The organism is Bacillus sp. ISL-41 (assembly GCF_018613235.1).
Classification (GTDB): Bacteria; Bacillota; Bacilli; order Bacillales; family Cytobacillaceae; genus Mesobacillus.
Genome location: NZ_JAGGQP010000032.1, coordinates 48,915 through 64,080, shown reverse-complemented (window position 1 = coordinate 64,080; position 15,166 = coordinate 48,915). Strand labels below are relative to the sequence as shown.

Here is a 15,166-nt window from a genome sequence, read left to right as displayed (position 1 = left end):
ATAAATACATTATACACGCATTTATAAATTCATTTTATATAGAAGGATTCAGAACTTGGAATTTGTGAGGCCAGGGGGATAACAATGGAGTACATAATTGGCGGAATTGCTTTATTAATAATTCTTTTTTTAAGCGGATATTTTATGAAACGCAAGTATTACAGCGAGGTCGACAGGTATGAATCATGGAAAATTGATATCATGAACCGTCCTGTACTTGATGAAATGTCAAAGGTAAAACAGTTGAACATGACGGGCCAGACAGAGGAGCTTTTCGAGCGTTGGCGCCAGGAGTGGGATGAACTTGTGACATCCAAGCTGCCGGGCATCGAAGATTATCTGTTTGATGCGGAAGAGTATATCGATAAGTACCGGTTCAAGAAGGCGAAGGAATCTTTGGCAGTCATTGACCGTAGGCTTACGGAGACAGAGGATAAGATTAAAAAGATCCTCGGAGAATTGAATGAACTTGTCGGAAGTGAAGAAAAGAACCGTGAGGAAATCGATGGCCTGAAGGAGCATTACAGGGATAATAAGAAAAACCTTCTTTCGCACCGTCACAGCTTCGGAAGCGCCGAGGCAAGTCTTGAGGCGATGCTTGAAAACATCCAGGTGAAATTTGTTGAGTTTGATGAGAAAACAGAGAATGGCAACTACCTTGAAGCAAGGGAAATTGTCCTGTCCATCCAGTCAATGCTTGAACAGGTATCCAGTAAAATGGAATCGATTCCCGCGCTGCTGCATGACTGCCAATCAGTCATACCTTCCCAGGTCAGCGAGCTGAAGGACGGAGTCAGAGAAATGACTGCAAAAGGTTATGTACTTGACCATCTGAACGCTGATAAAGAAGTTGAGGAAATCAGCAAAGAACTAAATGAATATATAGCTTCTCTGGAGAAAGGCGATGTTGAAGTCGCTGAACAAGGGATCCAGGGGTTGAAGGAACGTATTGAGAAGCTATTCGATCTCCTTGAAGAGGAAGTCATGGCTAAACAATACATTACGAAGACCGAACATGAAGCAAAGGAAATTCTCGTAAAAGCAATAACAGAAAGCAAGACGATGAAAGAAGAGACAAAGCATATCCAGGAGAGCTACCACCTTAATGATAAAGAGCTATCAGCACAAACGAATGTAGAGCAGCAGCTCAAAGGCCTGCTAAAGCGGTTCGAGCTGATCGACCACAGAATCACCGAAAATGATACAGCGCAAAGCCTGATTAAACAGGAGCTTGAAGAAGCGAAAGAGCAGCTTGATAAGCTGGTCCAAGAGCAAAAAGTATTGATGGAGAAGTTGAGTGCCCTCAGGAAGGACGAAATGGCGGCAAGGGAAAAAGTCTGGGATCTGTCGAAAAAGATTTCTGAACTGATCCGCACCGTCTCTAAAAGCAATATGCCTGGTTTGTCACAGGAATATAAATATCTTCTTGAAGATGCCAATGAGAGCATCAAACAAGTCAATGAAAAGCTTGAGGAAAAGCCTCTTGATATTCCTGTTGTCCAACAGTATCTTGAAATCTCTGTGCTGACAGTTGAAAAGCTGGAAGCATCGACTGAAGAAATCGTTGAGACCGTCATGCTGGCCGAGCGGGTCATCCAATATGGCAACAGATACCGAAGCCGATATCCTTCGGTTGACCGCGGACTTCGGGAAGCAGAAGAACATTTCCGCAATTACGATTATCGTGAAGCCCTTGAACAGGCGGCGACTTCAATCGAAGAAGTGGATCCTGGTGCCTTGAATAGAATTGAGCAAATGTTATCTGAAAAAGAGTGATGTAAAACATGGGTCTCCGCAATGGAGACCTGTTTTTTTGGGTGACACCTGCCTTGGGGCATACTATAAAATATCCATTCCATTTATTTTCATTAATTACTTCTTATGATAAGATTTTTAGTTAGCATGAACAACAAGGGGGGATACGATGATTTACTTAGACAACAGTGCCACAACTAAACCCTATAAAGAAGTATTAGACTCATTTGTAAAGGTCTCAGAGGATTTTTTCGGTAATCCTTCATCACTTCATAAAATTGGCGGCCAGTCTGAGAAGCTGCTGCAGCAGGCACGTTCCCAGGTCGCCAGGCTGCTGAATGTAAAAGAAGCAGAAATCCTGTTCACATCCGGAGGAACGGAAAGCAATAATCTAGCGGTAAAAGGGATCGCTATGGCCCATCGGGAAAGAGGCCGGCATATCATTACAACAAGCATTGAACATGCTTCGATCCAAAATGCCATGATCCAGCTGGAATCGCTCGGCTTTGAGATCACTTATGTAAAGCCCGATGGTAATGGCTTTATCAGCGCGGATTCGATTGAGAGAGAAATGCGTGATGATACCATCCTCGTTTCCGTGATCCATGTCAATAATGAAGTCGGCACGATTCAGCCTGTAAAGCAAATTGGAAGCTTGCTTAAAAAGTATCCTAAAGCGTTTTTCCATGTTGATTTCGTTCAGGGAGTTGGAAAGGCGCCTCTGGATTTTTACGAAGCTGGAATCCACCTTTCCACCATCTCGGGTCATAAATTCCATGGCCTGAAAGGGACAGGCGCGTTGTTCATCAAAGAAGGGGTCACCCTCTCCCCATTATTTTCCGGCGGGAATCAGGAGTGGAAGCAGCGGAGCGGAACAGAAAATGTAGCGGGCATTGTTGCGATGTCAAAGGCACTAAGAATGACATTTGAACATAGAAAAGAAAGTCTGAATCAAATGGTTGCGGCAATGGAAACATTAAGAAGTGGAATCAGCCAAATCAAGGAAATAACCATTCACACTCCAAAAGAAAATAGCGCGCCCCATATCCTTAACTTCTCAATCCGTGGATTGAAGGCGGAAACCTTTGTGCATGCGCTGGAAGAAAAGAATATTTATGTATCAACAACAAGCGCTTGCTCTTCAAAGAAGAAAGCTGCCAGCAAGACCTTGCTGGCAATGGGAGTGCCTCTGTCGGAAGCGGAGAGCGCGATCAGGGTCAGCCTGACATACAGCAATACAGTGGAAGAAGCAGAAATAGCCGCAAAGGCAATTGCAGATACAGTAAAACATTTAAGCGAGGTAGTAAAGAAATGATGTATGACCGTATTTTGGTTCGGTATGGAGAAATATCGACAAAAGGAAGAAACAGGAATAAATTCATCGATCGTCTCAGGAAGAATATCAAGAGAGCCTTAAGCGACTATCCGAACGCAGCCATCAAGGCAGAACGCGACCGCATGTTCATCCTCCTTAACGGTGAAGATAGCGATGGGATTAGCGAGAAATTGAAGGGCATATTCGGGATCCAATCCTTCAGCCCGGCAATTAAAGTAGAAAAAGATCTCGAAAAAATGAAAGATGTGGCGCTGGAGCTTTTCAGGAAAATCCATAAGCCTGGCAAGACTTTTAAAATAACCGCTAAACGATCGGACAAGACATTTGAATTGGACACAAACGGGATCAATTCGGAATTTGGCGGTCATATCTTAAGGAATGTTGAAGACTTGAAAGTGGATGTACGGAAGCCAGATATCAATCTCCAGATCGAAATCAGGAAAGAAGCAGCCTACATCTCTGCCGAAACGATCAAGGGTGCGGGAGGGCTTCCTGCTGCATCCGGCGGCAAAGGAATGCTGATGCTTTCCGGCGGAATTGACAGCCCTGTTGCCGGCTATCTGACGATGAAAAGGGGACTCGAAGTCGAAGGTGTCCATTTTTTCAGCCCGCCTTTTACAAGTGAACGCGCCAAGCAGAAGGTAATCGACCTTTCTGAAAAGCTTGCCGAGGTTAATGGCCATTTTGCGCTTCATATAGTGCCATTCACTGAAATCCAGCAGGCCATCCATAAGCAAATACCGGAAAACTACACGATGACAACGACTAGAAGACTAATGTTGCGCATCACGGACGCCCTTAGGGAAAAACAGGGCGGCCTTGCGATCATCACTGGTGAAAGTCTTGGCCAGGTTGCCAGCCAGACGCTTGAAAGCATGTATGCTATCAATGAAGTGACTAATACGCCGATCATCCGGCCTTTAATCACTATGGACAAACTGCAAATCATGGATATCGCCCATGAAATTGATACCCACGATATTTCAATCCGCCCCTATGAGGATTGCTGTACCGTTTTTGTTCCTTCATCACCAAAAACAAAGCCAAAGCTGGATAAAGTCCAGAACTTTGAGAGCTTTTTCAATTTCGAGGAAATGATCCAGAGGGCAGTTGAAGGCACTGAGCGTATGGTCCTCAAACCAGCTTCGGAAACAGTGGATGATACAATGAATGACCTATTTTAGATTGTGATAAATTTGTGAACAATTACCAATTAAAGTTTTGAATTAAGCCATGTGTTTCTACACATTCTATACTCACAAGGAGGTGAAACACATGGCAAACAACAACAGCTCAAATCAACTTCTAGTACCTGGAGTATCACAAGCTCTTGACCAAATGAAGTACGAAATCGCTTCTGAATTTGGTGTACAGTTGGGCGGAGAAACTACTTCTCGCGCTAACGGTTCTGTAGGTGGAGAGATTACTAAGCGTTTAGTTCAAATGGCTGAACAACAACTTGGTGGCGGATTCTCTCGCTAATTAAAAAATGAATAATATGGCTACAAGGAGCGGGGCAGATGCCCTGCTCTTTTTTTGCGCGAAATTTATTATATTAAAAAAGTGTTATCATATAATTTTAAATTTTTAAATAATTTTGTATAATGAGAAGTGGGGATAGACAGGCAATGATTCGCTATGCGGAACAGCCTTAAAAAACATGATTAGGGGGAAGAGTATGAACAGGGAACAATTGATTGCGCCGCAAAAGTATAATCTGGTATCTGAAATGGAGCGTTACGCACAGGATCAGGTAAGAAAAGCGATTATCTGGGAAAATGAAGAAGGCACTACAAAAGAGATTACATACCGTGACCTTCTAAATAATGCGAATAGAATTGGAAACGTTTTCTTGAAACATGGTTTGCAGCAGGGGGATGTTGTACTGGTCGTAGTGCCAAGATTGATTGAGGCCTACCAAGTTTATATTGCGTCATTGAAAATGGGATTGGTCGTCATTCCTAGTTCGGAAATGCTAAGAATGAAAGATTTTCAATATCGAATCAACCATGGTGATGTAAAAGCAATTGTCAGTTTTGCACCTTTTACAAATGAATTCGCTGGAATCGAGGAAGCCGATAAACTTCCTAAGTTTGTTATTGGAGATGAAAAAGAAGGCTGGATCCATTTGGATGCAGAAATGGAAACTGCATCGGATGAGCTTGAGCTGGCAAATACAGAAAGAGATGATATGGCATTCCTTAGCTATACCTCAGGAACAACCGGCAATCCAAAGGGAGTCGTCCATACACATGGATGGGCATATGCGCATCTTCGCACAGCAGCGACAAACTGGCTTGGCATTGAGGATGGTGATACGGTCTGGGCCACTGCAGGTCCTGGCTGGCAAAAGTGGATCTGGAGTCCGTTTTTATCCGTTATGGGGACAGGGGCAACCGGCCTGGTTTACCAGGGCAAGTTCGAGCCGCAAAAATATTTATCACTTTTACAAAAATACAATGTGAATGTCCTTTGCTGTACACCGACGGAGTACCGTCTGATGGCAAAGGTAGAAAACTTAAGTGACTTTAATCTGCCAGGGCTCCACAGTGCTGTTTCTGCAGGAGAACCACTTAATCGTGAAGTAATTGATACATTTAAAAAGCATTTCAATGTTGAGGTACGCGATGGATATGGGCAGACGGAAAATACTCTGCTTGTCGGCGTGACGAAAGGCATGGAACTAAGACCGGGCTCGATGGGCAAGCCAACGCCTGGAAACCGCGTTGAAATTATCAATGAAAACGGTGAGCCTTGTACTCCAGGAGAAGTCGGGGATATCGCTGTCCATGTTGAAACACCAGCGTTATTCAAGAACTATTACAAGGATCCTGAGCGGACAGCGATGCAGTTCCGCGGCGATTACTATGTAACAGGGGACAAAGCGAGCAAAGATGAAGAAGGCTACTTTTGGTTTGAGGGACGCGGCGATGACATCATCATCAGTTCTGGATATACGATCGGGCCTTTCGAAGTTGAGGATGCCCTTGTAAAGCATCCTTATGTAAAAGAATGTGCTGTAGTTGCATCACCTGATGAAATTCGCGGCCATATCGTCAAGGCTTTTGTTGTCCTGCGTGACGGCGTCAGCCCTGAACAGGAGAACCTTGTTGCTGAGCTGCAGCAGCACGTAAAAGAATTGACCGCACCATATAAGTATCCGCGGAAGATCGAGTTTCTTGAAGAACTCCCAAAGACAACTTCCGGTAAAATTCGCCGCATTGAATTGCGCAAGAAGGAATTGGAAGGCGCAAAATAAATAGTAATAACAAAAAGCAGGCCAAGTGTCTGCTTTTTGTATTTTGCACATAGGGAAAGGCATCGGATGCGTTGAGGATGAAAACTTGGGTATATTTAAAATAGAAAGGGTGATCATCTATGGAAATCCAAATCAGGAAGGCTGCATTGGAAGAGTTAAACAAGGTCCAATTCAGCGAAAACGAAGGAATTAGAATTCTTGCAGAGTTTGTTGGAACATGTTCGATCGCGACGGACATCCAATTGCAAATAGAGGAAAAGCGGGATGATGATGAAGTGATAACAGAAAGCGGCATTAACTTTTTTGTGCCAAAAAAGTCGGTGGAATCTCTCCCGGATAAAATCTTCCTGGATTTCAAGCCAGGGTTTGGCTATAAAATATCCTCTGCTGAAGAGACATTTGGCTATAACTTTAAGCTTAAATCACGAAACGAAAAATAACCCGAGTATGGGTTATTTTTTTTTGAGAAAAGCGGCATCCATTGCCCTTATGGAGACACAAAAAGAAGCGGAACCAGCAAAAAGCGGCATCCATTACCCTTATGGAGACACCAAAAGAAGCGGAACCAGCAAAAAGCGGCATCCATTGCCCTTATGGAGACACAAAAAGAAGCGGAACCAGCAAAAAGCGGCATCCATTGCCCTTATGGAGACACAAAAAGAAGCGGAACCAGCAAAAAGCGTCATCCATTGCCCTTATGGAGACACAAAAAGAAGCGGAACCAGCAAAAAGCGTCATCCATTGCCCTTATAGAGACACAAAAAGAAGCGGAACCAGCAAAAAGCGACATCCATTGCCCTTATGGAGACACAAAAAGAAGCGGAACCAGCAAAAAGCGGCATCCATTGCCCTTATGGAGACACAAAAAGAAGCGGAACCAGCAAAAAGCGACATCCATTGTCCTTATGGAGACACCAAAAGAAGCGGAACCAGCAAAAAGCGTCATCCATTGCCCTTATGGAGACACCAAAAGAAGCGGAACCAGCAAAAAGCGTCATCCATTGCCCTTATGGAGACACAAAAAGAAGCGGAACCAGCAAAAAGCGTCATCCACACCCCTTATGGAGACACCAAAAGGCGCAGGGTCAGAAAAAAGCGACATCCATTGCCCTTATGGAGACACCAAAAGAAGCGGAACCAGCAAAAAGCGTCATCCATCATCCTTATGGAAACACGAGAAGAAGCCATGTCCGCAAATTTTGTCTGCAATTAACGCCAAAAAATGATTGTCAGTCCTAGCTTCCGCCTTTATAATGATATTATTTCGAGTCTAGAAAGATTAGGGGGCTGTTCGGATGGATAAAAGGACCGAACAACAAGCTGGAGTTTTATACGCAGCTTTTTCTTATATATTATGGGGTGTCCTTCCTATTTATTGGAAGCTATTGAATCATGTAAATGCTGATGAAATCCTGGCTAACCGTGTGTTCTGGTCGTTTTTCTTCATTGCTGTCATTCTAGTCCTTAATAAGAAATGGGGACTTTTCACTGGGACATTACTTGGGTTGGCCCAAAATAAAAAGCAATTCGTTGCCCTGGCTGTGGCATCGATGCTAATCAGTATTAACTGGTTCATGTATATTTGGGCAGTCAATACAGACCAGATGATTGAAGCAAGCCTAGGTTATTATATCAATCCGCTCGTAAGCGTCCTGCTAGGGATGGTATTCCTGAAGGAACGTCTTTCCTTGCTGCAATATATATCGTTTGCGCTTGCAGGAATCGGTGTGCTGATCATGACAATTTCCTACGGACAATTCCCATGGATCGCTTTAACACTTGCAATCTCCTTTGGTTTGTACGGATTGGCTAAAAAACTGATAAAGGTGGATTCTGCTGTAGGTCTCGCACTCGAAACACTGGTCGTTATGCCGCTCGCAGCTATCTACATTGGTTACCTTATGATCCAGGGAACGAACTCCCTGTTTGCGGGTTCAATGTCGACTACCCTGCTGCTTGCAGGTGCAGGGGCGGCTACGGCAGTTCCCTTGCTATTTTTCGCGAAAGGAGCGCAAAGGATTCCGCTCGCAACACTGGGTATCCTGCAGTATATTGCTCCAACATTGACGCTCATCCTAGGGATTTTCGTCTATCACGAAACATTCTCGTCCGTCCACCTGCTGGCCTTTACCTTTATCTGGTCGGCATTGATTCTCTACTCCTTATCAAGGACTAAGATGGCCGCAGCATTGACGGTTAAGTGGAAAAAAGAAAAAGGAATGCCTATGTAAAAAAGAGAGCTGCGGACGATTCTGCAGCTCTTTTCTCATTGTGTAGATACAAATTAAGGGAAAATATGTTAAAATATTCTTAACAGAATAGATTGCTGAGTCGGGAGTGGTGAAATGAAGGAGAATTTAAGGTTTGCCTGGATTGCTACTTGGTTTGCGCTTGTTGGACAGCTTGTTTTCTTTCTTGGTGTCTCTGTTTTCACAGGAGAATGGAGATATGTGATGTGGAGTTTTATGGTGAGTTTATTAGCAGGAGTTCCAAGCTTGATCAATACCTGGCAGGCTCAGAAAAGAATCAATATCAATAAAATTGAGTGATAGTATTTGTTGTTAGAAGTCTAAAAAGGTCCATTCTTAAAAAGCCCAGAGTTCACTCTGGGCTTTTTTGGCCTCTAAGACTTGCCGCTTATAAAAAGCTCCTCTTCACTTTTTCCCAGAAAGAGTTGTCCTTGAGTTTAACAGTCTTGATGATTTTGTTGCTCAGCTTTACATCGAATTTCTCGACATGCTGGATGCTCACCGCTTCGTTGTCCATTCCCATGATTGGATAATCATTGCCGTCCTGGGCAACCTTGAAGGTAAGCTTGCGGTCACCGCTAAGGATAAAAGATGAGCCGAGTGTACGGTAATGGTTGTTGTTGACTGAAGCGAGCTCGCTCACCTGCATGCAAGGGAGCAGCGGGTCGACGACTGCGCCATTGACCGACTTGTTGTACGCTGTACTTCCTGTAGGAGTTGCGACGATCATCCCGTCTCCACGGAATGTTTCAAAATGCTTGTCGTCGATGAATACATCCATCACAAAAGCTTTGATGATCGCTGAACGGACGCTGAACTCATTCAGGCAGCCGAATGTTGTTTCCTCATCGATTGTTACCTCGATGGTCGGGTAGCGCCTGACCTCGATTTGGGCATTTGTGATTGCTTCAATCATTTTATCTGTGTCTTCAAGATGGAAATCACAGTACATATTCAGAGAGCCGGTGATCGAAATGCCGGCATACAGACAATCATCTCGGAAGCCTGTCTTTCTGACAGCCTGAAGGAAGGTACCGTCATCACCAATGCTTACGATGATATTTGCGGTACGATGGTCATTCACGATATTGAAATCATAGCGGCGAGCCAGCTCATATAAAGGCTCAACTTTTTCCAGCATGGTTGTGTCTGGCGTATGGTGAAAATAAATATTGCGGCGATCTGGCATTATAAATTCCTCCAAACATTATGTAATTCTTCCATATTTTTACCCACTTTTAAAAACTTTTGCTAAAATAAATGTTATTGACATCAGTTTATCATTTTTTCATAAGGTTGTGAAAGTACAGAAACTTACAAGGGGGCTTCAATATGAATGGTAAAAGGTGGGCGGCTTTAGGGATTGCCGTCGGATTATTCATTGCATCAACAGTTATAAATCTTCTGTCTACATTCGCTTTCAGTGACGCAGAAAGTGCTTTTACAGATATGTTTGCAGTATCGGAAGAAATGTTTGCGGAAGAAATTATCGAAGAAGGTGACATGCTCTCAAAAATAGCAGTATTGTCCATCAATGGAGTGATCCAGGATACTGGTGATGCTGAATCATTTTTTGAAAGTCCACTCTATAATCATAGGGCGTTCATGGAACAGCTTGATTATGTCAAGGAAGCAGATGATGTCAAGGCGATCATCCTGCAAGTGAACTCTCCTGGCGGCGGCGTCGTGGAAAGTGCGCAAATCCATGACAAGATCAAGGAAATCCAGAAGGAAACGAAAAAACCGGTTTATGTATCGATGGGGTCGATGGCCGCTTCTGGCGGTTATTATGTGTCTGCTCCGGCAGATAAAATTTTTGCCAGCCCTGAGACGCTTACTGGATCGCTGGGTGTCATCATGCAGGGAGTCAATTATGCCGGTCTTGCAGAAAAGTATGGGGTCGAATTCACAACAATCAAAAGCGGGCCATACAAGGATATCATGAGCCCATCCAGACCGATGACAGAGGAGGAGCGTGAAATCCTCCAATCGATGATTGACAACTCATACGAGGGATTCGTTAAAGTCATTTCGGAAGGACGCGACATGTCTGTTGCACGGGTCAAGGAAATTGCGGATGGCCGGATTTATGATGGACGCCAGGCAAAGCAGCTGAATTTGATCGATGGATTTGGTTATCTTGAGGATGTCATCGACAGTGTCAGGAATGACCAAAACCTTGGCGACGCTACTGTCGTTAAATACACAGAAAGCATGGGCTTTGGTTCATTTTTCAGCATGGGTGCCCAAAAAATAATGGGGAAAGACGCAGAAATGGCAGGCTTAATGAAGCTATTGTCCCAGCCTAATTCTCCGCGCCTCATGTATTTATATGCGGAATAAGGAGGGGGAAAAATGAATTCGGATGACTTTAAAGATCGGGAAAATGTACCATCTCAAACGGAAGATGGTAACGATATCATGAATAGTTCTGAACCCTCTGAAAACAGATCGGGTTATCAATCGGAAACCGACCGTCCAGCACTCCAGTCTGATTCTGGCAATATACAAATTCAGGACATTCCGGAAGCTGATATTTATATAAAAGGCGGGATTGAACCGGAGAATCATATATATGCCGGTCTCTATGCGGGTTTCTGGACACGTTTTTGGGCGTATTTGCTTGACTTGATTGTAATCGGGAGCATCAACCGGATGATCATCAATCCAGTGTTTCGGGCACTGGATGTATCCTTGATCGAAGATGGAATTTTTTCACCGATGGCCATTGCTACGGCAATTGTCTTCTATCTATACTTTGTGTTAATGACTAAATTTTCCGGCCAAACTCTCGGAAAAATGGTCTTTGGTTTGAAAGTAGTCGAACTGGACGGCAAGGGACTTTCCTGGGGAACCGTTATTTTTCGCGAATGGATTGGCCGTTTCATATCTGCGACCATTATGATTTTATATGTGGTCGTTGCTTTTACGAAAAAGAAACAGGGGCTGCATGATCTGTTCGCAGATACAACAGTCATATATGAACCACGTTAGAATGAACCTGCTGCGGCAGGTTTATTTTTTTGCCTTTTTGTTGATAATAATAAGCTGAAAGGTTGTGGAGGACGATGAAATGGGTGCTGCTTGCCATACTGCTTCTCACGGTGCTTGTACTTATAATCCTTTTTACAAAAGTTAAGATTTTCTTAGATTATTTCCACGGCAATGATAATGACCATTTTAAGGTAACGATTAAAGCATGGAGCGGTTTAATCAAGTTCAAGATAGAGGTGCCGGTTGTTAAAATCGATGATAATTCTCCCACTATCATTGCTGAACAAAAAGTCAAAACAGGTCCCGATGAAAATATGAAACAACAAAAAACCACTCAGGTTGATAAAAAGGATTTACTTGATAGCCTGCATGATTTCAAGCAGCTGATCACCCATATCGCAGGCCTCCATAAAATCATCCGGCTTTTTTTAAAGAAGGTGACCATCAGGAATATTGAATGGCACACCATGGTTGGAGTATCGGATGCAGCAGCCACAGGAGTCATTACAGGTGCCTTTTGGGCAGTCAAAGGCGGAGTGATCGGGCTTCTGAGCAACTATATGAAAATGAAAGAGATGCCTGTCATGACGATCACACCGAGCTTCCAGCAAACCGTATCAATTACTAGTTTTAAATGTATGATTCAAGTCAGAGTCGGGCATGCTATTTTAGCAGGAATAAAGCTGGTTAAATATTGGAGAGGCGGCTGGCCTGAATTTAAATCAAAGCCATTATCCGCTCTTTCCGGTGATAATTCTAATTCTGTCTAAAATAAGGAGGAAACAGGAATGTCCGACCATCCAATTCAAGGACTAATGACAACTGCCATGGAAAGCTTGAAAGAAATGATTGATGTCAACACAATCATTGGGGACCCCGTAGAAACACCGGATGGAAGTGTAATCCTGACAGTTTCAAAGGTAGGTTTCGGTTTTGCGGCCGGTGGAAGTGAATTTGTTCTGGAAGGCTCGAAGGGAGGATCTGGCGGATCTGGTGGATCAGGCGGCTCTGGGGGACAATCCGGAGGAGCCCAGCACCCATTCGGAGGAGGAAGCGGCGGCGGTGTGTCAATCACGCCAATTGCCTTCTTAATCGTCAACTCCAAGGGTGTAAAAATGCTTCATCTTGATGAAAATACACATTTGTATGAAAAGATTCTGGACCTTGCCCCTCAGGCAGTGGAAAAAATCCAGCAAATGATGTCAAAGAAAGACCAGAACAGCCAGAACAGCCAGGATAGCAGTCAGAACAAGGATCAAAAGCAAAATGACTATAATGGCCCGAAAACTGATCTTGATATTTAGGACTAGGCTGCCTTTTCAAAATGAAGAGGCAGTTTGCTTGTGTCAGGAGACTGACCGGGGCGAAGTGATTTTGCGCTTTATTTAAAATAATTGCAAAAAAATTCTTTAAAAGATATATTAACACTGTACATATAATGGACAAGGAGGATGAGCAGGTATGGCATCTGTTACATTTAAGGGGAACCCAGTTACATTGCTAGGAAATGAAGTAAAGGTAGGAGACCAGGCACCAGATTTCAAAGTGCTTGCAAACGATCTTTCCGAAGTGACACTTCAGGATTCAAAAGGACAAGTACGTTTGATCAGTGTTGTTCCTTCACTAGACACAGGAGTTTGTGACGCGCAGACTCGCCGTTTCAATGAGGAAGCTGCCAACCTTGATAACGTTAAAATTCTGACAGTCAGCGTAGACCTTCCATTCGCTCAAAAGCGCTGGTGCGGAGCGGCTGGAATCGATAATGTCCAGACTCTATCTGACCATCGCGAGCTTTCATTCGGAGAAGCTTTCGGAGTAGCAATCAAGGAACTACGTCTGCTCGCTCGCGCAGTATTTGTTGTCGATTCAAACGACAAAGTAACATATGTTGAGTATGTAAGCGAAGCAACAGACCATCCGGATTACGAAGCAGCAGTAGAAGCTGCACAGCAAGCAAACTAATACACACAACATTGGAACAAGCCGCAGAAAGGAACTGCGGCTTGTTTTACTTTGAAAATAACTGTTATCGGACAAACAGAAGGGCGAAAGCAGTGAAAATGTCCGATAGGAGGGCTCTATTGGACAAACAGAGGTCGGAGAATGGAGAAAGTGTCCGATAAAAGTGCTCTATCGGACAAAAGAAGAACGAAAACAGTGAAAATGTCCGATAGAATATCAGCATGGAATTTAGCACCTGAATCCTCTCCATTTCCTTTCCAGCCATATGCCTTGTACACAAGGCGAAACACGGCTAAAATATATAAATATCTATTCAAATCAGGAGGAAGAAAAGTGAGTATGACTCCGGTCGAACAATTATTTACTGCATTCAATACAACTGCAGATATTTTAAAAGAAGAGTTATCATGTACATACTTAGAGGCGCTGGCTGAAAGCGGGGAAAACATGTTCCAGGGCACAGTGCTCCAGGACGAACTGAACGAAGTCACAACAAAACGTCTTGAAAAAGTATATAAGGAGACTAACCTTGATTCTTTTAGCAAAGAAGAAATCCGCAAAGGTTTCCAGCTTGCAATTTTGAAAGGAATGAAGGAGCACGTTCAACCGAACCATCAAATGACACCTGATTCTGTCGGCATGTTCATTGGCTACCTGGTTAATAAGTTTGTCGACAAGAAGTCATTTAGGCTGCTTGACCCTGCGGTTGGAACTGGGAACCTGCTGGCGACGGTATTGAACCAGCAGAATGATAAGGTAATCGAGTCTGTCGGTGTTGAAATTGATGACTTGCTGATCCGGCTGGCTTTCGTAAATGCTAATTTACAAAAGCATCCGGTCGAGTTTTTCAATCAAGACAGCCTTGAACCATTATTCGTTGATCCGGCGGAAGCAGTCATTTGTGACCTTCCAGTCGGCTACTATCCGAATGACCTTCGAGCTGAGCAATATGAGGTAAAAGCAAAAGAAGGCCATACATACTCTCATCACATGTTCATTGAGCAAAGTACGAAGCATGTAAAAGAAGGCGGATATTTGTTTTTCATGATACCTAATGGTCTTTTTGAAAGTGAACAAGCCCCAATGCTTCATGAGTTCATTAAAAACCATCTAATTGTCCAGGGCATTTTGCAGCTTCCGGCTTCATTGTTTAAAAACAAGCAGGCAGCTAAAAGTATCCTTATTCTGCAAAAGAATGGTGCAGAAGTGAAAGCGCCAAAACAAGCACTCCTTGCTGAGCTTCCAAAGCTATCTGACGGCCCAGCCGTGAACAGGATGCTGAATAAAATCGATCAATGGTTTAAAGATAATAAAACGGAACAGCAATAGAACCGGATGGAATTCCGGTTCTTTTTTACTTTTATAGCGCAAGGACATTGCACCTCGAGTTTGTGCTTTTTCCTCATAGTTTCGGGTATATAAAACATGGCAATGTTTTTTTCTAATCCTTAGAAGTATCTGAATAAAAACTCATTTCCTATTTAGAAAAGCTTTGCTTGAAATGTGAAAAAGACAGTGTTTAAATGAGAAAATGAGAGATATAATTGCGGCCTGTGGCACACAATAACTGTGTACTATTAACTGTATTTTTAATCAGGTTGTTATATAAAA

The 15,166-nt window shown here is 43.4% G+C and carries 16 protein-coding genes; 15 read left to right on the top strand and 1 reads right to left on the bottom strand.

Annotated elements, in window-relative coordinates; all coding sequences use genetic code 11:
* Positions 1 to 84: 84 nt before the first annotated feature.
* From ezrA to J7I80_RS17180, 9 genes are all read left to right on the top strand, one after another.
* Positions 85 to 1,776: a septation ring formation regulator EzrA gene (gene ezrA, locus J7I80_RS17220; RefSeq protein ID WP_214739793.1), complete on the top strand. Its 1,692-nt coding sequence runs from the start codon at positions 85 to 87 to the stop codon at positions 1,774 to 1,776.
* Positions 1,777 to 1,924: 148 nt separating this feature from the next.
* Positions 1,925 to 3,070 carry a cysteine desulfurase family protein gene (locus J7I80_RS17215; RefSeq protein ID WP_214739791.1) on the top strand — a complete coding sequence of 382 codons (1,146 nt, stop codon included), beginning with the start codon at positions 1,925 to 1,927 and terminating at the stop codon, positions 3,068 to 3,070.
* The gene (thiI, locus tag J7I80_RS17210; protein WP_214739789.1) at positions 3,067 to 4,275 is read left to right on the top strand and encodes a tRNA uracil 4-sulfurtransferase ThiI; all 1,209 of its coding nucleotides are present in this window, start codon (positions 3,067 to 3,069) and stop codon (positions 4,273 to 4,275) included. Before J7I80_RS17215 ends, thiI begins: the two co-directional genes overlap by 4 nt.
* A 91-nt stretch (positions 4,276 to 4,366) precedes the next feature.
* On the top strand, positions 4,367 to 4,573 hold the full coding sequence (locus tag J7I80_RS17205; RefSeq protein WP_023626976.1) for an alpha/beta-type small acid-soluble spore protein: 207 nt from the start codon (positions 4,367 to 4,369) through the stop codon (positions 4,571 to 4,573).
* Between the two features lie 196 nt (positions 4,574 to 4,769).
* Positions 4,770 to 6,350 carry an acyl-CoA synthetase MbcS gene (gene mbcS / locus J7I80_RS17200; RefSeq protein ID WP_214739787.1) on the top strand — a complete coding sequence of 527 codons (1,581 nt, stop codon included), beginning with the start codon at positions 4,770 to 4,772 and terminating at the stop codon, positions 6,348 to 6,350.
* Positions 6,351 to 6,469: 119 nt separating this feature from the next.
* On the top strand, positions 6,470 to 6,790 hold the full coding sequence (locus J7I80_RS17195; RefSeq protein ID WP_214739785.1) for an iron-sulfur cluster biosynthesis family protein: 321 nt from the start codon (positions 6,470 to 6,472) through the stop codon (positions 6,788 to 6,790).
* Positions 6,791 to 6,831: 41 nt separating this feature from the next.
* Positions 6,832 to 7,563 (top strand): hypothetical protein, encoded by a 732-nt coding sequence (locus J7I80_RS17190; RefSeq protein WP_214739783.1) that lies wholly within the window; start codon positions 6,832 to 6,834, stop codon positions 7,561 to 7,563.
* A gap of 82 nt (positions 7,564 to 7,645) precedes the next feature.
* Positions 7,646 to 8,581: an EamA family transporter RarD gene (rarD, locus tag J7I80_RS17185; protein ID WP_214739781.1), complete on the top strand. Its 936-nt coding sequence runs from the start codon at positions 7,646 to 7,648 to the stop codon at positions 8,579 to 8,581.
* Between the two features lie 114 nt (positions 8,582 to 8,695).
* Positions 8,696 to 8,899 (top strand): hypothetical protein, encoded by a 204-nt coding sequence (locus J7I80_RS17180; protein WP_214739779.1) that lies wholly within the window; start codon positions 8,696 to 8,698, stop codon positions 8,897 to 8,899.
* An 88-nt stretch (positions 8,900 to 8,987) separates the two neighbouring features.
* Here the strand turns inward: J7I80_RS17180 and J7I80_RS17175 are convergent, their stop codons facing one another.
* Entirely contained in the window at positions 8,988 to 9,788 is an 801-nt protein-coding gene (locus tag J7I80_RS17175; RefSeq protein ID WP_214739777.1) for an NAD kinase, read from the bottom strand.
* A gap of 143 nt (positions 9,789 to 9,931) precedes the next feature.
* On the opposite strand from J7I80_RS17175, the gene sppA reads away from it, so the two are divergent.
* The 6 genes from sppA to J7I80_RS17145 all read left to right on the top strand — a co-directional run bounded on the left by sppA (position 9,932) and on the right by J7I80_RS17145 (position 14,884).
* Positions 9,932 to 10,942, top strand: coding sequence for a signal peptide peptidase SppA (gene sppA / locus J7I80_RS17170; RefSeq protein ID WP_214739775.1), 1,011 nt, complete (start codon positions 9,932 to 9,934; stop codon positions 10,940 to 10,942).
* A 78-nt stretch (positions 10,943 to 11,020) separates the two neighbouring features.
* On the top strand, positions 11,021 to 11,593 hold the full coding sequence (locus J7I80_RS17165; protein WP_214739914.1) for an RDD family protein: 573 nt from the start codon (positions 11,021 to 11,023) through the stop codon (positions 11,591 to 11,593).
* Positions 11,594 to 11,667: 74 nt separating this feature from the next.
* The gene (locus J7I80_RS17160) at positions 11,668 to 12,363 is read left to right on the top strand and encodes a DUF2953 domain-containing protein (RefSeq protein ID WP_214739773.1); all 696 of its coding nucleotides are present in this window, start codon (positions 11,668 to 11,670) and stop codon (positions 12,361 to 12,363) included.
* A gap of 18 nt (positions 12,364 to 12,381) precedes the next feature.
* Positions 12,382 to 12,897: a GerW family sporulation protein gene (ytfJ, locus tag J7I80_RS17155; protein ID WP_214739771.1), complete on the top strand. Its 516-nt coding sequence runs from the start codon at positions 12,382 to 12,384 to the stop codon at positions 12,895 to 12,897.
* 157 nt (positions 12,898 to 13,054) lie between these two features.
* Positions 13,055 to 13,555: a thiol peroxidase gene (gene tpx, locus J7I80_RS17150; RefSeq protein WP_214739769.1), complete on the top strand. Its 501-nt coding sequence runs from the start codon at positions 13,055 to 13,057 to the stop codon at positions 13,553 to 13,555.
* Between the two features lie 333 nt (positions 13,556 to 13,888).
* Positions 13,889 to 14,884 (top strand): class I SAM-dependent methyltransferase, encoded by a 996-nt coding sequence (locus tag J7I80_RS17145; protein WP_214739767.1) that lies wholly within the window; start codon positions 13,889 to 13,891, stop codon positions 14,882 to 14,884.
* The last annotated feature ends 282 nt before the right edge of the window (positions 14,885 to 15,166 follow it).

Bases quoted from the DNA above. Each gene is read 5' to 3' on its own strand.
- ezrA (WP_214739793.1), top strand. From the start codon at position 85: ATGGAGTACATAATTGGCGGAATTGCTTTATTAATAATTCTTTTTTTA.
- J7I80_RS17215 (WP_214739791.1), top strand. From the start codon at position 1,925: ATGATTTACTTAGACAACAGTGCCACAACTAAACCCTATAAAGAAGTA.
- thiI (WP_214739789.1), top strand. From the start codon at position 3,067: ATGATGTATGACCGTATTTTGGTTCGGTATGGAGAAATATCGACAAAA.
- J7I80_RS17205 (WP_023626976.1), top strand. From the start codon at position 4,367: ATGGCAAACAACAACAGCTCAAATCAACTTCTAGTACCTGGAGTATCA.
- mbcS (WP_214739787.1), top strand. From the start codon at position 4,770: ATGAACAGGGAACAATTGATTGCGCCGCAAAAGTATAATCTGGTATCT.
- J7I80_RS17195 (WP_214739785.1), top strand. From the start codon at position 6,470: ATGGAAATCCAAATCAGGAAGGCTGCATTGGAAGAGTTAAACAAGGTC.
- rarD (WP_214739781.1), top strand. From the start codon at position 7,646: ATGGATAAAAGGACCGAACAACAAGCTGGAGTTTTATACGCAGCTTTT.
- J7I80_RS17180 (WP_214739779.1), top strand. From the start codon at position 8,696: ATGAAGGAGAATTTAAGGTTTGCCTGGATTGCTACTTGGTTTGCGCTT.
- J7I80_RS17175 (WP_214739777.1), bottom strand. From the start codon at position 9,788: ATGCCAGATCGCCGCAATATTTATTTTCACCATACGCCAGACACAACC.
- sppA (WP_214739775.1), top strand. From the start codon at position 9,932: ATGAATGGTAAAAGGTGGGCGGCTTTAGGGATTGCCGTCGGATTATTC.
- J7I80_RS17165 (WP_214739914.1), top strand. From the start codon at position 11,021: ATGAATAGTTCTGAACCCTCTGAAAACAGATCGGGTTATCAATCGGAA.
- J7I80_RS17160 (WP_214739773.1), top strand. From the start codon at position 11,668: ATGAAATGGGTGCTGCTTGCCATACTGCTTCTCACGGTGCTTGTACTT.
- ytfJ (WP_214739771.1), top strand. From the start codon at position 12,382: ATGTCCGACCATCCAATTCAAGGACTAATGACAACTGCCATGGAAAGC.
- tpx (WP_214739769.1), top strand. From the start codon at position 13,055: ATGGCATCTGTTACATTTAAGGGGAACCCAGTTACATTGCTAGGAAAT.